Source organism: Buttiauxella sp. A111, from assembly GCF_014189855.1.
Taxonomy (GTDB): Bacteria; Pseudomonadota; Gammaproteobacteria; order Enterobacterales; family Enterobacteriaceae; genus Buttiauxella; species Buttiauxella selenatireducens.
Genome location: NZ_BJFN01000004.1, coordinates 135,824 through 155,231, shown reverse-complemented (window position 1 = coordinate 155,231; position 19,408 = coordinate 135,824). Strand labels below are relative to the sequence as shown.

The window sequence follows — 19,408 nt, the reverse complement described above, 5'->3', positions numbered from 1 at the left end:
GTTTCTTAAAATAATGTTATTTCCTGCAGTTATCATTGCGTTAATGTTTCGTTTATTATTGTTTTCTACAGTGAAGGTAGTTGAGGGTAACTCCATTTTAGATTCGGAGAAAGTGCTTTTAATATTATTTCCTGCGCGTAATATGCGATTTATTTATCACCTGAACAGGGAGTGGGAAACATGATAACGGAACGGAAGTGCAGCGGTGGTTTATTTGAATGGCGCGGGGAAGTGCTTAAGCGTGTGATAATTATCATCACGGGTAAGTGGAGTGAATATAATGGCTTTTGATGAAGGTTATTATCGGGAAGAACTGGATTATTTGCGTCAGCTAGGCAATCTGCTGGCAAAGGAAAAACCTCATCTCGCGCAGTTTCTGGCGGAGAAGGGGGGCGACCCGGATGTGGAGCGCCTGATGGAGGCTTTCGCCTTTCTTTCCAGTGGATTGCGGGAAAAACTGGAGGATAAGTTCCCTGAATTCACGCACGGCCTGATTAACAGGCTGTGGGCTAATTATCTGCGCCCCGTGCCCTCGATGGCTGTTATTGAATATCAACCGATAACCACACGGCTTTCCGGGCCTGTTCAGGTTCATCGTGATGAGCTTATTTCTTCCGGTGCTGCGCGTGCCACATCAGACAGCCGTAGAACGCTGGACGATGACGCCACGACGTCTCCCACGTGTTATTTCACTCTGGCACGTGATGCCTGGCTGCAACCCCTGTCTGTCCGGGATGTACGTAACGGCAGTAGCCTGAAAAAGGGTGTGATTGAGATTGATTTCTCGACCGAGGGCAACATCTCTCCCGGCTCGATTGATCTGAATAAACTGACTTTCTGGCTGGGAAATGAAGAGGATTACAGCCGCCAGCAACTCTATCTGTGGTTTAGCGAGCATTTAATGGATGCGGAACTGGTCGCCGGGCCGCATCGCCTGGCGCTGCCCGATCTGTGGCTGGACGCCGCAGGTTTTGAACGTGAAGACGCGCTGCTGCCGTGGCCGAAAAACGTCCATAACGGTTACCGGGTACTTCAGGAGTATTTTTGCTACCCGGAAAGTTTTTTCTTCTTTCATCTGCGCAATGCCGCACGGTTGCCAGAAAACTTCCCCACAGACGCTTTTACATTACGTCTTCATTTTGAACTGCCGCTGCCTGCGGATATCAAACTGACTAAGAATTCATTACGCCTGTATTGCACCCCTGCGGTAAATCTGTTTGCCCATGAGGCTGAACCTGTCAGCCCCGATGGGCGCATGCCCGAATATCCGTTACGGGCCAGCCAGCAAAACCTGGAGCACTACGATATTTTTCAGGTTAAATCTGTTTCCAGCAAAATTGCTGCTCCGGACAGCATTCCAGGCCCTGGTGACAAGTTGCTTATTTGGCCCGAATTCGAGGGTGCCCAGCATCAGATTGAATACAGTCGCCAGCGTGAAGTGGTTTACTGGCATCACCGCACCAAAACGTCTCTGTTTCATCGAGGTCTGGATCATGCCATTGCCTTTGTCCACTCCGATGGCAAGGGACCGGATAGTTCCCGGATTGAGGGGGAGGTTCTTACTGCCTCGCTGATATGTACTAACCGATTACAACCCGCTTCGCTGCATATCGGTGATATCTGTGTCGCGGTTGACAAAAACCCGGCGGTGGCAACGTTTCGCAATGTCACTCGTCCGACCCAACCGTTAAACCCGGTGACGGATGGCGATATGCACTGGTCGCTGATTTCCTGCATGAACCTGAACTACCTTTCACTGCTGGACAAGGAAGCGCTGATTCAGGTACTGCGCACCTTTGATTTACCCGGCATTCATCACCCACAGCAGGCCCGGCTTTCTTCTCAAAAATTGGACGCCATCGAAAAAATGGAATCCCGCCCGATTGACCGTTTATTCAGGGGCGTGCCGGTTCGGGGACTGTCCACTACGCTGTGGGTAAACCCTGAGCCCTTTGTCTGCGAAGGGGAGATATATCTGTTGGGCAGTGTGCTGTCACACTTCTTCGCCCTGTACGCCAGCATCCACTCATTTCACTGTCTGAAAATGATTAACATGGAAAGTCAGGAGTCCTGGGAATGGCAACACAATGGACAACATGCCCTGATGTAAGTCATCAGATTGCTGACAAAGTTTGCTGAACGGGTTTTCCAGGGCGGGTAAGCTTGCGCCACCCGCCATTTTTTTAACCTGGAATTGACTTACGAATCGAGGCCAGCAAGATTTGCGCGGCGGGAGATAACGGCGTATCCACTCGGGTTAATATGCCAATAGGCTCGCCAACACCCTGCGTCGCGACCGGTAGCGACGTCAAAATCCCCTGACGTAAATCCTCCTTCACCGCCCCCGATGGCACAAACCACACGTAGTTAAAGTCCACGGTAAGTTGACGGGAAAGCGAAGCAGAAAGCGTTTCGACGCAGGTCGCTGACATTTTGCAGCCCTGGCTGGAGAGCAGCGTTTCGGCATTTTGACGCGGAATCGTCCCTTTTGGCGAAACCACCACCGGCCATTCCATCACTTTGCTCAGCGTGATGTTTTCGTTCAGGAGCGGGTGACCTGGACGCACCACCAGTTTTAGAGACTCGAGGAATAACAGCTCATAATTCAACCCGGTCATCAATTCCGGGTCGGACATTCTGCCAATCCCTAAATCCAGCTCGCCAGATTTTAATCCCGACAGCAGCATGGTGTTGTTCATGGTGGCAACTTGCAGCGTCACATCGTTTTGTTGTTTGTGAAACTGGCCGATAACTTTTGGCAAGATGCCCAGCGCGGCAGTTGGCAGCGCACCCACGCGAATAACTGCAGTGCTTTGGCCATCCTTCTGGTTGAGCGACTGCCCGGCGTGATTTAACGCATCCAGCACCTTAACGGCGTGGGTAAGGAATTGCTCACCCATCAACGTCATTTGTGCGCCAAGACGCCCACGCTCAAACAAGCGCGTGCCGGTTAACTGCTCAAGCTCATTAAGCGTCTTCGACAGCGCCGGTTGGCTAAGATTAAGTGTTTCAGCCGCACGCCCCAGTGTTCCCTGTTGAGCGACAGCTACGAAAGTATGAAGATGGCGCAAGCGAATGCGCTGACTGAACAAACCGTTTTTTTCCATAACCTCATGTTAAAAACAGACTCGCCGCGCTGACAAGATAAGTTGTTTAATTTTGATAACTTGCTAGCAAAAAACAATTAACATTTGAGGTTGTTTGATAACAAATGGTGAGGGGGCAAACACCGTTGTGTATGAAAAAATGCATATGTTCCGTTCACTGAACGCACGGTGAACGGAACATTCACTGTTCTTATAAAGAAATCAGCAATGCGAACATTTATAGATCAAAAAACACCGTCTCCCTCTCCCCCTGAAGATACACATCAAACGTATATACCACCTCATTGCCGCGCATCGAACGCTTGCCAATCAGCGTAGTACGTCGCACTTCCCACTCAATCAAATTCAGCACCGGATCGCTCTCATTCGCGGCTTGCTCATCCGAAAAATACATCCGCGTATTCAGACCGATATTAATCCCGCGCGCCACAATCCACAGATTCAAATGTGGAGCCATCGTGCGCCCATCGCGGCCAGTTACTGCGCCTGGTTTGATGGTGTCAAAACGCCAGACACCGCTGTCGAAATCTGAACAGGTACGTCCCCAGCCACGGAAATCTTCATCCAGTTTTTTATTGGATTGTTGATCCGCCGGATGGTTATAACGTCCAGCGGCATTGGCTTGCCACACTTCCAGCAATACATCACGCACCGGTGTACCTGAACCGTCGAACACCCGTCCTTCGACGATAATCCGCTCGCCCTGGGTGTGGGAGTTGGTCAGCACATGGCTAAAATTCTTCTCGAAAATATTGAAACCAGCCGCTTGCGGAGCCAGGCCAATGTGTACGTACGGGCCTGCAGTTTGCGAGGCGGTTTCCGCTAAATAATCTTTCATCAAACGGCTCCTTGGGTGCGGTTTTCAAACAACGTGGCGCGTTGGCCGCGTAACACCAAATCAAAGCGATAAGCCAGACAGTCGAGCGGGATGGCTGCATGGGTATCCAGCTCGGCAATCAGCGTGCGGACTGCATCATCGTTATTGATCGTTTTTACAATCGGGCACTGTTTAATAAGCGGGTCGCCTTCAAAATACATTTGCGTAATCAGGCGTTGGGCAAAGGATTCACCGGACAGCGAGAAGTGAATATGAGAAGGACGCCAGTCGCTAGCCTGGTTACGCCATGGATAAGGACCTGGTTTGATGGTACGGAAAAAGTAGTAACCATTTTCATCGGTCAGCACGCGCCCGCAGCCGCCAAAATTAGGGTCGATCGGCGCAAGATACTTGTCCTTCTTGTGGCGATAACGCCCGCCAGCATTGGCCTGCCACACTTCCACCAGCGTGTTTTTCATCGGCTGGCCGAAACCGTCGCGGACATAACCGTGCACAATAATGCGCTCGCCAATCGGCAAACCGTCTTTGGCGTAATTCATGATCAAATCGTTATCAAGCGGGTCGAGATCGTTGGCGCCAAATATCGGGCCAGTAATTTCTGACAGCGAGTTTTGCAGCGAGATCAACGCATTTCGAGGCGAGCGCAACACACTGGTTTTATACCCTGGCGCGAATGCAGGCGGGTGGGAATCATAGTTGCGATGGACGAGCTCACGGGGTTTCCAAATTTGTGACATAGGCAGCTCCGGCACGAGGGATGTTTTATGTTTTTGAATATCTCCTCACACAGTCTCGGTTAATCATTTGTTAAATTAAAGTGAATTTAAGCGTGGTGTTACATAGCTTTTGGTTATGCAATAGGGGGTTAGCATTACTTCTGATGCAGGGCTGTATCGTTGATCACAAAACGAAAATTCTTCGCCCTAAACCTCCGCGCAACCCTCTACGCTTTCAGCAATATTCACTGGAGATACGACATCATGGCGAACAACATCACGGCTGATGATATTCGGGAAAAATTTTCGCACGCAATGTCGGCGATGTACCAGCAAGAGGTGCCTCAGTACGGAACCTTGTTAGAGTTAGTCGCCGATGTGAATCTGGCGGTGCTGGAAAATAGTCCCGATCTGCAACAACAGCTAGAAAATGCAGACGAACTGGCGCGGCTGAATGTGGAGCGCCATGGCGCGATTCGCGTTGGCAAGGCGGAAGAACTGGCGACCTTACGCCGTGTTTTTGCGGTGATGGGGATGTATCCGGTTGGCTATTACGACCTGTCGCAGGCGGGCGTTCCGGTGCATTCCACGGCGTTTCGCCCGATTGACGATGCGGCGCTGGCGCGCAATCCGTTCCGCATTTTCACCTCGTTATTGCGCCTTGAATTGATTGATGACCTGGCGCTGCGAAACACCGCTGCGGCGATTCTTGCAGAACGTAATATTTTCACACCGCGTTGCCTGGCGTTACTCGATATCTACGACCAGCAGGGGGCTTTTAGCGAAGCACAGGCCAATGAATTTGTGGAGCAGGCGCTGGAAACCTTCCGCTGGCACAGCCATGCCACGGTCGACGCGCAGACATACCAGGCATTTCATCAGCAACATCGTCTGATTGCCGATGTGGTCTGCTTCCGGGGTTGCCACATTAACCACCTGACGCCGCGCACCCTGGATATCGACCGGGTACAAGCGTTGATGCCGGAATATGGCATCGCGCCGAAAGCCATTATTGAAGGCCCACCGCGCCGCATGTTCCCAATCTTGCTGCGCCAAACCAGTTTTAAAGCGCTCGAAGAACCGATCATTTTTGCCGATGTGCATCACGGCACGCATACCGCACGCTTCGGGGAAATTGAGCAGCGCGGGGTGGCATTAACCCCGAAAGGGCGCGCGTTATACGACGAACTGCTCAGTGAAGCGGGTAGCGGGCAGGATAACTTTAGCCATCAGCAGCATTTACAAGAGATCTTCGCCCGTCTGCCCGACAGCGATACGCTGATGCGATGTCAGGATTTAGCCTATTTCCGTTATCGTTTAACCCCCGTGGGCGAAACGCATCGCCAGTCAATTAAAGCAGGCGACGATCCTCAGCCATTAATTGAGCGTGGCTGGTTAGTGGCGCAGCCGATTATTTATGAAGATTTCCTACCCGTCAGTGCGGCAGGGATTTTCCAGTCGAACCTGGGAAGCGAAGGCGGCCAACGCAGCCACGGGCATTCCAGCCGAAGTGCGTTTGAAGAAGCACTGGGCGCTCCGGTCGCTGATGAATTTGAGTTGTATCAGCAGGCGTCGGATCGCAGTAAAAGGCGTTGTGGATTGTTGTAAGTCGCAGATTCACGTGACAGAAAGGGTAGAGGTGGGGGCATTATTGGTCATGCCCTTCGCCTCAGCCCATACCGCTGTTTTTCAAACTTTTCAGTTAAATGCGCTTGCTTATAAATTGCAGTCGAACTTATTTAATCTGTCGTTTGCCCAATTTGCAGCCTGAATACGGTTGGTTACCGATATTTTTTTAAAGATATTATAAATATGGGTTCTGACAGTGTGTTCACTAATAAAAAAATTGTTGGCAATTCTAAAGTTTGACTCCCCCTTACAGATCTCATTGAGTATTTCGCACTCCCTCTCGGTTAAATTATTAATGCGTTCATGCGTGGCGGGTGAAGTTAGCGACCTTTTTGATAGATATCTTCCTCTCTTCTTAATCGGTGTCGGTTCTGTATTACTGATCAAATCTAATAACACCTCCATTGAGCAATCACAGAAAATCATTGACTCAAAGAAGGGCCAGGACATTTTTTCATAAACCGAAAGAGATTTTGGGCAGTTGATAAGATGACCACGAAAATTATCCTTACTGCGATTTAATAATTCAGACCAGCGCTTGCTTGCACGGCGGCTTGATGCCTGAACATCATACAGAACAATGGAATCTTCGCTGACCTGCGGTATGAGCGGTTGATTAACATTGAGGAAAACAACGGGAACATCGCTTTCTTGCGTTAGAAAATTCAGCAGGAGCTGACTTTGTAATGATGGGTTAGTGATCAGAAATATTTTCTTTTCCATATCGCACACAAGTTGATTCCTTTTTAATAATTAACATCCATATTATCAATCGCTATAAAGCATGGATTATAAGATCATGGCTATGGTGGAAATATATTTCCATGACGCCTTTTTTATTTGGCATATTGTGCAATGCGATCGCTCATTTTTTACGATCTAATCAACAGGTTTTTGTTCGGTATTTGCTTCGCGAAATATGGGTGAATACGTTTAATGTCTTATATACATGGTTAATTAACTTCTCATAATAACGTATAGGCGAAAGCCTGATTCGATATACGAGACAGTGTGTAGTACATCAACTTTACTGATCATGTAGAGAATATCTCTTTAAATGAGGAAGGTATTATGAATAAGGTATCAATGGCTTCTTTAATCGCATGTATGCTGGTCGCACCTTCTGCTATGGCTACAGGTATGGGGGGGCAAAATGATGAGTCGAGAGGAATAATAACCTTTACTGGCCTGGTTTTTTCAAACTCATGTACTATTAGTGGTGAAGACAAAAATCAGACTATTAGACTTGCACCGGTAATGAATACACTCATCAATACTGCAACTGCAGTAAAAACTAAAGATTTTAATATAAGAGTTAAAGATTGTTATGTTGGTGGTAATATTAAGCCTAAACTTTATTGGGCAAAAATGGGTAAGTTGAGTTCTGAGGGCTATATGATAGATAACACCAAAGGTAGCGTGAGTAATTCTGCACTGGTGTTAATGAAATACAATAACGACCTTATCGATCTTAATAATGAAAGTGTCGGATTTGAACCAGAAAGTTATAGCCGTAGTGAAAGTGGAAATCATAGTTGGTTAACCTACAAATTCAAGGTTGGCTATATTAAATCGAAAGATGTTGGTGGTGCTCCTGTCACGGCAGGTCCTATTCGGACTCAGTTAAGCTATATGATTACTTATATCTAATCATACTATGCCATAGTTTCTTACTATGGCATTTATTACTGCAGAGGTTTGAATGAAAGTTCTATTTTCATTGCTGGTTATACTGTCATCATTAAATGCGTATGCTGATAATATCATCGTCAATGGCACGCGTTTTGTTTATCCTGAAAATGTACGTGAAATCACGGTACAAATGACGAACACGGGGAACTCGCCATCATTAGCCCAAATTTGGCTCGATGAAGGCGATTCAGAAGCCTTACCCGAGGATATTAATACACCCTTTATCATCTCACCACCGATTGTCAGAGTGGACGCGGGCAATGGTCAATCAATAAGAATTAAAAAAAATCCCAGCCATGTCATTGCTGCTAACGATAGAGAGTCACTTTGGTGGTTGAATATACTGGATGTGCCTTCGGTAGATAAAACTAAAGCGGTCGACAATGCTGCTGTATTAAATCTTGTTATTCGTTCACGGTTTAAGTTTTTCTGGCGCCCGGAGGGGTTGGGAGAAAGAGATGGGGCGGAGAAGAAGTTAAAACTTCAGCTCAATCACAACGGTATCACGCTAATTAACCCAACACCTTTTTTTCTTACGATTTCAGATGTTCGCACGATGTCAGGACATGACCTTTTAGCTGAGGGCCTAATGATAGATCCTAAAAGCCACAAGGAGGTATTAATAAAGCATAACGTCAAAGAGGGAGAACACCTTCAGGTTCAGGCTGTGAATGATTACGGTGGAGTTGTAGAAACAAAGGTTGTGGCTAACAAATAAAAAGGAATGATTATGGTTTTGTGCAAAAGGGATTTATTTCAAAGGCAGCTCACCATAACTTCGTTGTTGATTTTACAGGGTTCATTATTTTCTATGGAAGTTCATGCTGAAAGTAACGTTCGCTACGAATTCGATAATGCCATATTAATGGGGAATGCTAAAAATAACGACCTGAGTTCATTCAATACGACAGAGTTAGCACCTGGGAGTTACATTGTTGATATTTATGTTAATGATGTCTGGCGTGGTCGTCAGGAACTCATATTTACAAAAAATTCCGGGAACTCTCTGGTGAGTTGTTATTCCGGGCAACTCTTAAATAATATCGGTATCAACTCGCAGAAGATGAACAAACAGTTGGCGGAGCGTGAATCGTTTTGTGGAAACATCGCTGAATGGGACACCAGCGGTAATGCCCGTGAGAAGCTCGATAGTGGCCAACTCGATTTACATCTTGAGATCCCTCAGGCTTATTTGTCTGAAAGTGACAGCAATTATATTCAACCCGAATTATGGCAGCAGGGGATCCCCGCCATTAGCCTGGGTTACAGCGCGGACTATTACAGCGCGCAGCAGCGTGGTGACAACCGCAGCTCCTCCGATAGCGCGTGGCTGGGAATGGATGTTCGCGGCAGCGCCGGGGGATGGCTGCTGGAGCATTTGGGTAGCCTCGACTGGGACAATCGTAGCGGTAAGCATTATTCAAGTCATCGTACGACGTTAAAGCGTCCCATCGTTGGCTGGCATTCCATGCTCAGCGCGGGCCAGTTTTATACCGATAGTCAGATGTTTGATGGGATTAGCCTGCTTGGGATTGCGCTTGAAACTGAAGACCAGATGCGGCCGGATAACACACTCAACTGGGCTCCAATTATTCGTGGCGTCGCGGAAACAAACGCACGTATCACCGTGTCGCAGGATGGGCGAACCATTCACCAGACTTCAGTACCGGCAGGGCCGTTCGCGATAGATTCGATATTGCCTGCCAATACCGGGGGGGAATTACTGGTTACCGTGCAGGAATCTGACGGGCGTATTCGTCGTTTCTCAGTCCCATATTCTACGGTGCCGCAACTGCTCAAACCTGGTGTTTCACGTTATAACCTGTCCATAGGGGCGGTTGATGAGAGTGATAATGAACAAGATCCTCTTGCCGCGCAGGTGTCCTGGCAATATGGCGTGAATAACACTCTGACATTTTACACTGGAGCGTCTGGATTTGAGCGTTATCAATCTGCGTTGCTAGGCAGTGGCCTGAATACTTCATTGGGGGCGATTGCCCTGGATATAACGCACTCTCGCTTTAATGATGATGAGCGCGATCACCAGGGGCAGCAGTATCGTATTAGCTATAATCGAACGATCCCCTGGTTGCAGACCTCGCTGTGGTTTGAGGGGAAAATGAATTCTCAACATTATTATGGCCAGCGTGATGCGCTTGCTGAGTTGGATTCAAATAACGAATATCAGGTATTACGAGAAAAACAGTCCTATAGCGTAAGTGTGAATCAACCGTTGATTGAACAATGGGGCTCGCTTTATTTATCAGGCTCTATCAAGAAATATTGGGATCAGCAAAATAGCTATCGGCAGTACGCAATGGGATATACCAATAGCTGGGGTAATCTGACATGGAGTATTTCAGCGCAGCGCTTCTGGAATGAGGATGATTTTGGCTCTGTCACTAAAGACGATCAGCTAGCTCTTATCTTTAGTTATTATCTGCCCAAGTCTAATTCTGGCTATACACATATTTCTTCTGAAACGTACAGCAATAATGGAAAAGCTCACAATACCCGTTTAGGGTTCACCACCTCTTCAGACTTTGAAAATAATCTTGTATGGGGAGCGAATACCAGTTATGCCCGTGGCGGCGAAATGGACTGGGGAGCAAATGGGACCTGGCGCTCACCGTACACCACGATAAATGGAACCTGGAGCCAGGGGAGTTCGTGGCATCAGGCAAGTACCGGAATCAGTGGCCTGGTAGTGGGTCATGCTGGGGGCGTGACCTTTTCGCCTGAGCGCTCAGACACCCTCGCGCTGGTCTACGCGCCAGATGCTAAAGGTGCTCATCTTGATGGCGTGCCCGGAACCCGGATTGACAGTAACGGTTATGCCATCATGCCGTGGTTACGTCCGTGGCGAGTTAATGAAATCATCATTGACCCTAAAGGCGCTGAGGAGGGTATCTCATTTGCGAAAACGCAAAGTAAGGTCGCTCCTTACCAGGGAAATGTCGTCTCCGTGGTTTTCGAAACAAAACTGAATCGACAACAAATTATTCGCCCACGGCTACAGGACCAACAAACGCTACCCTTTGGTGCGACTATTCGTGACAACAAAAATAATCATGTCGGTTATGTCGGGCAGGGTGGGATGTTATATATCGATGAGACACATTCTCCTGAAGTTTATATTTCCACAGGACAGGTTAAATGCACCGTTGTGCTTAAAACGCAGGAGGCGATATGTCGATAAATCGTTTGATGTTGCTTATGTTAGGATTGTTTCCTGTGTACTCCAGTGCGAGTGCAAACTGTAATCTGAGCAGCCAAAAAATCATTGCCTCACCTGAAACGATAATGATGAAGCGAACAGTCCAGTCAGGCGCAGTGTTACATTCACGGACGTATGCTGTGCAGAGCATTCAACCCCAAAACTGTAGTCGGAGTATTTTATTTTCAGCAAAAATAACAGGTGATAAATCGGCATTAATCTTACCCGGGGTATTGCAAACAAACGTAAAAGGGATTGGGGCTAAAGTAACGCTGGAGTTGTCAACAGGGCGAATCATTCAATGGCCTTCTGAATTTAGTGCCACGGGAGATGAATTAAAAGGCAGCAAAATCAGTATTGAGTTAATAAAGATCGGTGACAATATAAATACAAGCATTCCCTCAGGGAATATAAATTTGCAAATCACAAGCGTAACGCAGTCGGTGCCTGTTATTGATATTGTATTACCTGCCTCCTACGTGAATATACTACGAAGTTCTTGCGAGGTGAGTAACAAACATAGGAATAAGGTCATTCTACCTGATGTGGCACTGAATAAGTTTACAAAACAGAGTAGCGTTGCAGGAAGAAAACCCTTTGATATAAACATGGCATGTCAGGGGAGTATGGCTTCAACCCCCACTTTTTCCATAAACTGGTTTGCTCCGGTTGTAAGCAGTAATAGTAGTCAAGGGGTTTTGTTAAATTTGGACCACAATGGGGCGAAAGGTATCGGGGTCCAGATATTGGATGATAAACAGCAACCGATAAATTTTAATCAGCAAACAAAATTCGTTCCGATTGATCATGGAGAGGGGAAATACTCAATTCCCTTTTCTGCACAGTACTATCAATTTGGGAATAATGTTAGGCCAGGAAAAATCAGCACCTTCGTTTATTTTAACATCAATTACCAATAAATTTGGCGAGGTTTATTATGCATTCAGCTCACCGTTCTGCTGAAAATAAAATATGGGTCTCTCATTACAAAGAGTATGAGCACCATCATGCCACTGTTTTTGCTGAGTTTGAAAAGGATATTTCGGGATTGATGACGGTAGAATTGCTCAGCAAAACAAATAACGGAATCTACAGAACTCTCCATAAAACACCTGTTTTATATCGTGCAGGTTCCCGGCATTCGCTGACACAATTATTGTTCAATTTAGCACCTGGTGAATGCGCACAATTGCATATCTCCGTTGAAGACAACGTTGGCAGGTTAGTTGAACATCACTGGTCACCAGACTTACAGATAGCCTGAGCACTCATCAAAAGCGGCGTGTAATTTATGATGAGTTAATTGAATGAAGAACCATACTTTCATTTAACTCATCCAGTGCTGGCAGATTAATGATTACCGATATTTTAATTCAGCGGCATTATGGATGAGCGGGGTAACACTTCTTCGCCTAATGGAGGCTCAACAGGAATGTAGTAGGTACACTCTATGGCATTTGACGATTCGCTTTCGGCATTGTAATGAAAAATCTCAATATCAGGACTCGGCCTACGGGTTAATTTATACAGCGGTAATAGTGCCATGTAGATATGTCTGGTATAAGAGGCATAATCATCAGGAGTGAATTTGAACGAAAAGCAGACGTAAGTACCAGCAGAGTAGTTGCACCGATTATAACTTGAACCAGCGACATCATTTTGCAGGCCAATAACCGTTTTTACTTTAAGAGATGTTATTGAGTCCTCGTTAGGCATAAAGTCAGTTAATGCTATTATATCTTTTTTCCCTTTAATGAGTTTATCAAATATGATTTTTAAACGACTTATATGTGAGTGACGCTCTGGTGGAATAGACACTACATGATTATAATGAAATCCTGAGATATAACCTTCCGGCAGTGTAAAGAATTGCACTGAATTTATCATTATCTCATTTAAATTTAAGCCGCTGTATAAGGACGACAGATCCCATGTTGAATTTTTACGGTATTGCATCGGAGTAAAGCCTGTTGCCTTTTTGAACTCACGGGAAAAAGACTGTTGCGAATCGAACCCCAACTTTAGTGATATATCAATTAGGTGTGTATGAGTCAGCCTGAGCAAATAAGAGGCCTTGGTAATACGTCGCTTGCGGATATATAAGCCGATAGGGATGCCGATATACTGCTTTAATAACACCTGGATATGTCTACGACTATAACCAGAACGTTTAGTAATGTCATCAATGTCAATGCCTTTGTCAAAATTGTCATCAACATAACTTAGTACATCACGAACAGTCATACTCTTATACATATTGCACACCTTCCTGGGGTTAGAAACTTTTCCTTATTATATGTTTTTGCTTAATTAACAAGTCAACGGTCTTTACTGAAATATACTCTGTGCGAGAGTGTCAGGACTGGTAAAGGGGGGGGTATTCGTTGAAGTTGCACTATTAGATAAATGTTAAAGATTAATGTGTTTTAGGATGAAGGAACTTTTCAAAAAATAATAGCAATAAATATTAGTGCGGAGGAAGCATTCACGGTGGTGACTATTTGATGAGGCGGGTAAACATAAAGGTCACCCGCCGGAGTGAAAAATAATGCTATTGCTACGCCGCATCCGCCAAAATAAACATGCCGTACGGGTGGATCTCCAGATAATAATTATCCCCCACGTCAGGCTGCAAACGCGTGGCGTTCACCTGGAGCAACAACGCCTGGCCGTGCCATTCCACGGTCACTTCATATTGCGGCCCCATATATGCCACATGGCGCACCACGCAACGCTGGCTCTCTTCGCCGTGCTCGCTCAACGTAATCGCCTCAGGACGCACGCCAACAGTGCCTATTGATTGTGTGGCGGTTAACTGCGGCGGGCGAGGTAATCGGTAACCGTGGATCTCGACAAAATCATGGCCAAAACGCGCCGGGAACACATTCGCGTCACCCATAAAGCTCGCCATAAAGCGGGAAGCAGGCTGGCGGTAAAGCGTTTGTGGGCTGCCAATCTGCATGATTTCGCCTTTGTTCATCACCAGTACCGTATCGGAAACTGCAAAGGCTTCGCTCTGGTCGTGGGTGACGTACAGCGACGTAATGTTGAACTGTTTTTGCAGCTCGCGGATTTTGTCACGCATGCTGCGGCGCAGGTTGGCATCAAGGTTACTGAGCGGCTCATCGAACAGCAGCACTTTTGGCTTCAGGATCAGGGCTCGCGCCAGCGCCACTCGCTGTTGTTGCCCACCGGAGATCTGGTCAACAAAACGGTCTTCGAAACCGTCTAAATCCACCATCGCCAGCGCTTCTTTGACGCGGGTTTTAATTTCTGCACGCGGCGTGCCAAGCATCTTCAACCCGTAACCGACGTTATCGCCCAGCGACATATGCGGGAACAGGGCGTATGACTGGAACACCATGCAGATGTCGCGCTGCTGAATGGAACGATGCGTCACATCTTCGCCATCAATAAGAATCTGCCCTTCGGACGGTTTTTCAAGCCCAGCCACCAGGCGCAGCACGGTGGTTTTCCCGCAGCCTGAAGGCCCGAGGAGCGTCACCATTTCCCCTTTTGGGATCGCCAGATTAATGCCTGCAATGACGGTGTTATTGCCAAACCGTTTCGTGACATTGCGCAGTTCTACAAAATGAGGTTGTGTCATGTTTTACTCCATCATCACGCGTTGGTTTTGGCTTTAGAACGCGAGATACGCGCTTCACCAATCAGCCAGTCAAAAATGAAAATAATGCTCAGCATTACGACGATAAGAATCGAGCCGTAAGCAATGGCCACGCCGTATTCGCCATCTTCCACGCGGTTAAGAATGTAGGCGGTAGCAACTCGCGTATCCGGCGTTACGAGGAACACGATGGCGCTGACGGTAGTAATCGCCCGTACAAAACTGTAAATCAGCGCGGACAAAATCGCCGGGCGTAACAGCGGCAGCAGAATGTTGATGATGGTGCGCATCGAACCTGCACGCAGACTCAGCGACGCTTCATCCAGCGATTTGTCGATTTGCCCCAGCCCGGCAATGCCAGCGCGAATGCCGACTGGCACGTTACGCATCACCATCGACATAATCACAATGGCTGCGGTGCCCGTCAGGTAAACCGGTGCGCTGTTAAAGGCGAGGATGTAGGAAACGCCCGCCACGGTACCCGGCACGGCAAAGCACAACATGGTGGTGAACTCGATGGTCTTTTTGCCACGGAACTGCTGACGGACCACAATCCACGCAATCAACAACCCAAAGAATGCCGTAATCGGTGCGGCAATACCGGCATACAACAAGGTGTCGAGCAGAGAAGGCCACGCGCCGTCGCTCATACCCTGGCCAAACAGTTTGATGAAGTTATCGAACGTCAGGGTGTAATCCACACCCCAGTTCACCGTGAAACTGCCGTAGAAAATGCTGCCGTAGAGCAGGGCGTTAAACGCAATCCACACTGTGAGTAATGCGACCACCGCCCACACCAGCGTAACCGGCAGCGGCTGCACGTCGCCACGGTTTGATTTACCGGAAACCGTGACATACGAGCGTTTACCAATCCACATGTACTGAATGCAGAACACCATCAGCGAGAACAGCAGCAGGAATGCGCCGAGTGTACTGGCGGCCTGGTAATCAAGCTGTGAACCGGTGATGTAGAAATAGATTTGCGTGGCGAGCACGTCGAAGTTCCCGCCTAACACCAGCGGGTTACTGAAGTCTGCCAGCGATTGCACAATCACAATCAAGAAGGCGTTTGCCAGAGCCGGTTTCAGCAGCGGCAAAAATACCCCTTTGAAGGTTTTCCAGCGTGTGGCACGCAGGGTATAAGACGCTTCTTCCAGAGAAGGATGAATGGTTTTAATCGCACCATCGAGGATCATAAACGCCATGGGCGTAAAGGCCAGAACCTGCGCCAGCCAGATACCGGTAAACCCGTACAACCAGTTGGTATTGGTCAGCCCAAACCAGTCAACCATCAACTCGGTCACATAACCTGAACGGCCCATCATCAGCGTGACGCCAAGGCCGACGACGAATGGTGGGGTGACGATAGGTAAAATGGAGAAGATACGGCCAATAATCGCGCTGCGTTTGGCAATGCGGGTGGTGTAAATCGCCAGCACCAGACCGAAGAATGTACAGCCAATCCCCACCGCAATCGACAGGGCGATGGAGTTGATGATGACCTGAATAATATGTGCCTGGCTTAGCACCGCCATAAACGCCAGCGGGGCAAATTCACCGGTATCGGTGGTAAACATCGGAATAAAAATCGCGATGCTTGGCCAGACGATGAACACACCAATCAGCGCGATAATCGCGACCAGTGATCCAATCACAAAACTGTCGCCGCCCAGCCATTCCAGGCGTGTCAGCGCGAGAGTGATAACCATGCCCAGGGCGATAAACAACACAATAGTGGCGTAGCCCATTCCGCGTTCGGTCACCGTTGCGCTGACCACAATAAAGGCCATACAGAACAACGCCCAACCCGCATCAAAATAGTGACGCTGGCGTTTTTCTGGCCCCAGTTCATTGAACGGGCGCAACAGTAGCAGCGAAGGCAATAGATACCACAGCAGACTGATATTCAGCCCCGACCAGCTGTAAGCGTCGAATAGCTCTTCGCGAGTCGATTCGAACAGGCCGTAATCCAGGCTCCAGCTTGGCAGCAGCGCAAATGCCAGCCAGCACAGACCCACCCACCAGAGAATAGCGTCCCGTTTTCGCGTAGGACGCAAAAGTAAAGTTTCAGACATAAGTGCCTCATCGGGCGAAAGAAAAAAGGAGCAGGTGACGAGACGTTGTCACCTGCTGGTGGGTTAATTACCCATCTTCACATCGGTAACCCATTTACTGATGAGCGCTTTACGCATGTCGGTCGCGCCGTATTTGTCCATGTCGTAGTTGATGAGCTTCAGGTCATCAAGCTTGAGGGAAAGCGGGGAGCTTTCGGCGGTGGTGTTGGTCAGGATTTGATAAGACTTGCCTTTTTTCCAGGAGAGTTCCTGCGCTTCTTTCGACAACACCCAATCAACAAACAGTTTGGCGTTGTCCATATTGCGCGCCCCTTTCAGGATGCTGACGCCACCAATTTCATAACCTGTGCCTTCGCACGGTGAAATCAGTTCCAGTGGTGCGCCATTCTCTTTTTCCAGTGAGTAATCGTGCAGGAAACCAATGCCGATGGCCGTTTCGCCACGCGCGGCGTTACGTGCCGGGGCAATCCCTGATTTGGTGTACTGGGAAATGTTGCCGTTGAGTTTTTTCAGGTAATCAAACGCCTGATCCTCCCCCCACAGCTGCGCGAAAGTGGCCAGTGCGGTATACGCAGTACCAGAACTTTGTGGGTCAGCAATCTGAATTTCGCCCTTATAAATCGGGTTAGTCAGATCTTTCCAGCACTTCGGCACCGGCAGGTTTTTCTCTTTCAGGCGGTCTGTGTTGACCCCAAAGCCGAGAATGCCGATATAGACCGCGGAGGAGTAGTTACCTTTGCGCTTCGCTGGGTCCTGGAACTTCGGCATGATCTGCTCAAGGTTTGCGGATTTATACGGCTCCAGCAGGTCCATTTCCCCGGCCTGCGATTGCGGGTCCAGCGTACCGCCGTACCACACATCGGCCTGCGGGTTTTTCTTCTCGGCATCCACCTTCGCCAGTGTGCTGCCGGAACCATTACGGATAAACGAGGTTTTCACGTCGTATTTATCGCTGAACGCTTTGGTTTCGGTTTCACACATTTCATTGGTTGCGCTGCAATAGACCACCAGACGGCCTTTGGCTTGCGCGGCACCGGACAGGGTAGCCAACGCAACACCCGCAGCAACCAGAGAAGAGAGCACGGTCAGTTTCATATTATTATCCTATTTGTCCTGAAATAATTGGTCCTGAGGTAAGGTCACTGCCGGATCCATGGCACCAACACTCCTGTCCTGCGCGCTGATACCCGCCATTAACAGCGGCATCAGCAAAAATCCAATCAGCGCGGCGGCGACGGTTAATAGCGCGAACATTCCCGACCAGCCGTAACGCTCAATCACTTGCGACAGTGGCCATCCCGCCAGGGCCGCGCCCAAATAGGCGAATAAACCTAAAAATCCAGTGACACTGCCCGCCGCCTGTTTATGGCTGCACTCCACGGCGGCAAGACCAATCAGCATCTGCGGGCCGAAGACAAAAAATCCTATGGCAAAAAAGCAGACCGCCAGCAGCGCGTAGTGGTGAACGGGCGACAACCACAGAGCGGCGACCGAAACAAAAAGCCCGAGCGCAAACAGTAAAATCATCGGCCCACGTTGGCCGCGAAACAGCAAGTCCGAACCCCATCCGGCAAACAACGCGCCCAGCAATCCACCCATTTCAAACAGCATCACCGTGGCATTGGCGCTGAGTAAATTCACGCCGTGGCTTTCAGAAAGCCAAATGTTGCCCCAGTCGTTAAGTGCGATGCGAATCAGATACACCAGCACATAACTCGCGCCCAGCAGCCAGACCATCGGGTTTTGCAGTACCGTGCTGCGAAACATCTGCCACTGCGGCATTGGGGGGCTTAACTGCTGCTGGCGCATCTCCAGCGGGTCATGCCGCCAGATGCCCACCGATGGCAATCCCATTTCTTGCGGCGTGCCGGTCAAGCTTCGGCACAACCAAATACCGGTGAGGATACCGATGCCACCGGAGACAAATAACGACGCCTGCCAGCCATACCACAGCGCCATTAGCGCTGAAATCAGCGGAACCGCCGCACCGCCGAGATTGATGGAGGTGTTCCAGCATCCCCACCAGAAGCCACGCTCATTGCGCGAATACCAGTGCGTCAACAACCTTGCACATGGCGGCCATCCCCATCCCTGAAAGAAGCCGTTCAGCGTCCAGATAATCAGCAACATCGGCAAGTTACTGCCAAAGGCGAACAGAATGTTCAATATCCCTGTAGCCAGCAGACCTGCACCCATAAACCAGCGTGCGCCCCGGCGGTCATGCCACAATCCGGCGACAAATTTTGATAAACCGTATGACAGATAAAACAGCGTGCCCAGCAGACCAATGTCACTTTTGCTTAACGCCAAATCGACCTGCATTGCAGGAAGGACGAAGCTGACGCTCTTGCGTGTCAGGTAAAAAGCCGCGTATCCCACGACCATCGACAGCAGCAAACGTGGCCGCCAGTAACGATAATCACGACCAATAGCGTGTTCAGACATCTTAGGGTCCCTTTGGATTGAAGCGACTATAGGAAACGGCGAAGAAAAGGGGATGAGACAAGGT

Annotated in this window: 16 protein-coding genes; 7 read left to right on the top strand and 9 right to left on the bottom strand. The window is 48.6% G+C overall.

The genetic code is table 11. The features are described 5' to 3' along the window. The first annotated feature begins 280 nt into the window (after positions 1-280). The gene (gene tssF, locus BSPA111_RS12965) at positions 281-2,110 is read left to right on the top strand and encodes a type VI secretion system baseplate subunit TssF (protein ID WP_183271577.1); all 1,830 of its coding nucleotides are present in this window, start codon (positions 281-283) and stop codon (positions 2,108-2,110) included. A gap of 73 nt (positions 2,111-2,183) precedes the next feature. Here tssF and pcaQ read toward each other — a convergent pair whose 3' ends face one another. From pcaQ to pcaH, 3 genes are all read right to left on the bottom strand, one after another. Beyond that, entirely contained in the window at positions 2,184-3,107 is a 924-nt protein-coding gene (pcaQ, locus tag BSPA111_RS12960) for a pca operon transcription factor PcaQ (RefSeq protein ID WP_183271576.1), read from the bottom strand. A 217-nt stretch (positions 3,108-3,324) separates the two neighbouring features. Next, the gene (gene pcaG / locus BSPA111_RS12955; RefSeq protein ID WP_183271575.1) at positions 3,325-3,945 is read right to left on the bottom strand and encodes a protocatechuate 3,4-dioxygenase subunit alpha; all 621 of its coding nucleotides are present in this window, start codon (positions 3,943-3,945) and stop codon (positions 3,325-3,327) included. Next, positions 3,945-4,682 carry a protocatechuate 3,4-dioxygenase subunit beta gene (pcaH, locus tag BSPA111_RS12950; RefSeq protein ID WP_183271574.1) on the bottom strand — a complete coding sequence of 246 codons (738 nt, stop codon included), beginning with the start codon at positions 4,680-4,682 and terminating at the stop codon, positions 3,945-3,947. The genes pcaG and pcaH overlap by 1 nt, the downstream gene beginning before the upstream one ends. A 243-nt stretch (positions 4,683-4,925) precedes the next feature. On the opposite strand from pcaH, the gene BSPA111_RS12945 reads away from it, so the two are divergent. Beyond that, on the top strand, positions 4,926-6,269 hold the full coding sequence (locus BSPA111_RS12945; RefSeq protein WP_183271573.1) for a VOC family protein: 1,344 nt from the start codon (positions 4,926-4,928) through the stop codon (positions 6,267-6,269). 108 nt (positions 6,270-6,377) lie between these two features. Here the strand turns inward: BSPA111_RS12945 and BSPA111_RS12940 are convergent, their stop codons facing one another. After that, entirely contained in the window at positions 6,378-7,013 is a 636-nt protein-coding gene (locus BSPA111_RS12940) for a LuxR C-terminal-related transcriptional regulator (RefSeq protein ID WP_183271572.1), read from the bottom strand. A gap of 348 nt (positions 7,014-7,361) precedes the next feature. On the opposite strand from BSPA111_RS12940, the gene BSPA111_RS12935 reads away from it, so the two are divergent. The 5 genes from BSPA111_RS12935 to BSPA111_RS12915 all read left to right on the top strand — a co-directional run bounded on the left by BSPA111_RS12935 (position 7,362) and on the right by BSPA111_RS12915 (position 12,463). Next, entirely contained in the window at positions 7,362-7,940 is a 579-nt protein-coding gene (locus BSPA111_RS12935) for a fimbrial protein (protein ID WP_183271571.1), read from the top strand. 52 nt (positions 7,941-7,992) lie between these two features. Next, positions 7,993-8,700, top strand: a complete 708-nt coding sequence (locus tag BSPA111_RS12930) for a molecular chaperone (RefSeq protein ID WP_183271570.1) — start codon at positions 7,993-7,995, stop codon at positions 8,698-8,700. 93 nt (positions 8,701-8,793) lie between these two features. After that, on the top strand, positions 8,794-11,181 hold the full coding sequence (locus BSPA111_RS12925; protein WP_255459274.1) for a fimbria/pilus outer membrane usher protein: 2,388 nt from the start codon (positions 8,794-8,796) through the stop codon (positions 11,179-11,181). Then, a complete protein-coding gene (locus tag BSPA111_RS12920) occupies positions 11,172-12,119 on the top strand; it encodes a fimbrial protein (protein WP_183271568.1) in 948 nt (315 codons plus the stop codon). Before BSPA111_RS12925 ends, BSPA111_RS12920 begins: the two co-directional genes overlap by 10 nt. Positions 12,120-12,136: 17 nt before the next feature. Next, on the top strand, positions 12,137-12,463 hold the full coding sequence (locus BSPA111_RS12915) for a hypothetical protein (protein WP_183271567.1): 327 nt from the start codon (positions 12,137-12,139) through the stop codon (positions 12,461-12,463). 104 nt (positions 12,464-12,567) lie between these two features. On the opposite strand, the gene BSPA111_RS12910 is transcribed toward BSPA111_RS12915, so the two are convergent. The 5 genes from BSPA111_RS12910 to uhpC all read right to left on the bottom strand — a co-directional run bounded on the left by BSPA111_RS12910 (position 12,568) and on the right by uhpC (position 19,344). Then, positions 12,568-13,443, bottom strand: a complete 876-nt coding sequence (locus BSPA111_RS12910; protein WP_255459273.1) for a helix-turn-helix domain-containing protein — start codon at positions 13,441-13,443, stop codon at positions 12,568-12,570. A 313-nt stretch (positions 13,444-13,756) separates the two neighbouring features. Next, on the bottom strand, positions 13,757-14,806 hold the full coding sequence (gene fbpC / locus BSPA111_RS12905; RefSeq protein WP_183271565.1) for a ferric ABC transporter ATP-binding protein: 1,050 nt from the start codon (positions 14,804-14,806) through the stop codon (positions 13,757-13,759). 14 nt (positions 14,807-14,820) lie between these two features. Then, positions 14,821-16,899 (bottom strand): iron ABC transporter permease, encoded by a 2,079-nt coding sequence (locus tag BSPA111_RS12900; RefSeq protein ID WP_183271564.1) that lies wholly within the window; start codon positions 16,897-16,899, stop codon positions 14,821-14,823. Between the two features lie 63 nt (positions 16,900-16,962). Next, on the bottom strand, positions 16,963-17,994 hold the full coding sequence (locus BSPA111_RS12895; RefSeq protein WP_183271563.1) for an ABC transporter substrate-binding protein: 1,032 nt from the start codon (positions 17,992-17,994) through the stop codon (positions 16,963-16,965). 9 nt (positions 17,995-18,003) lie between these two features. Continuing rightward, a complete protein-coding gene (uhpC, locus tag BSPA111_RS12890; RefSeq protein ID WP_183271562.1) occupies positions 18,004-19,344 on the bottom strand; it encodes an MFS transporter family glucose-6-phosphate receptor UhpC in 1,341 nt (446 codons plus the stop codon). Positions 19,345-19,408 lie beyond the last annotated feature (64 nt).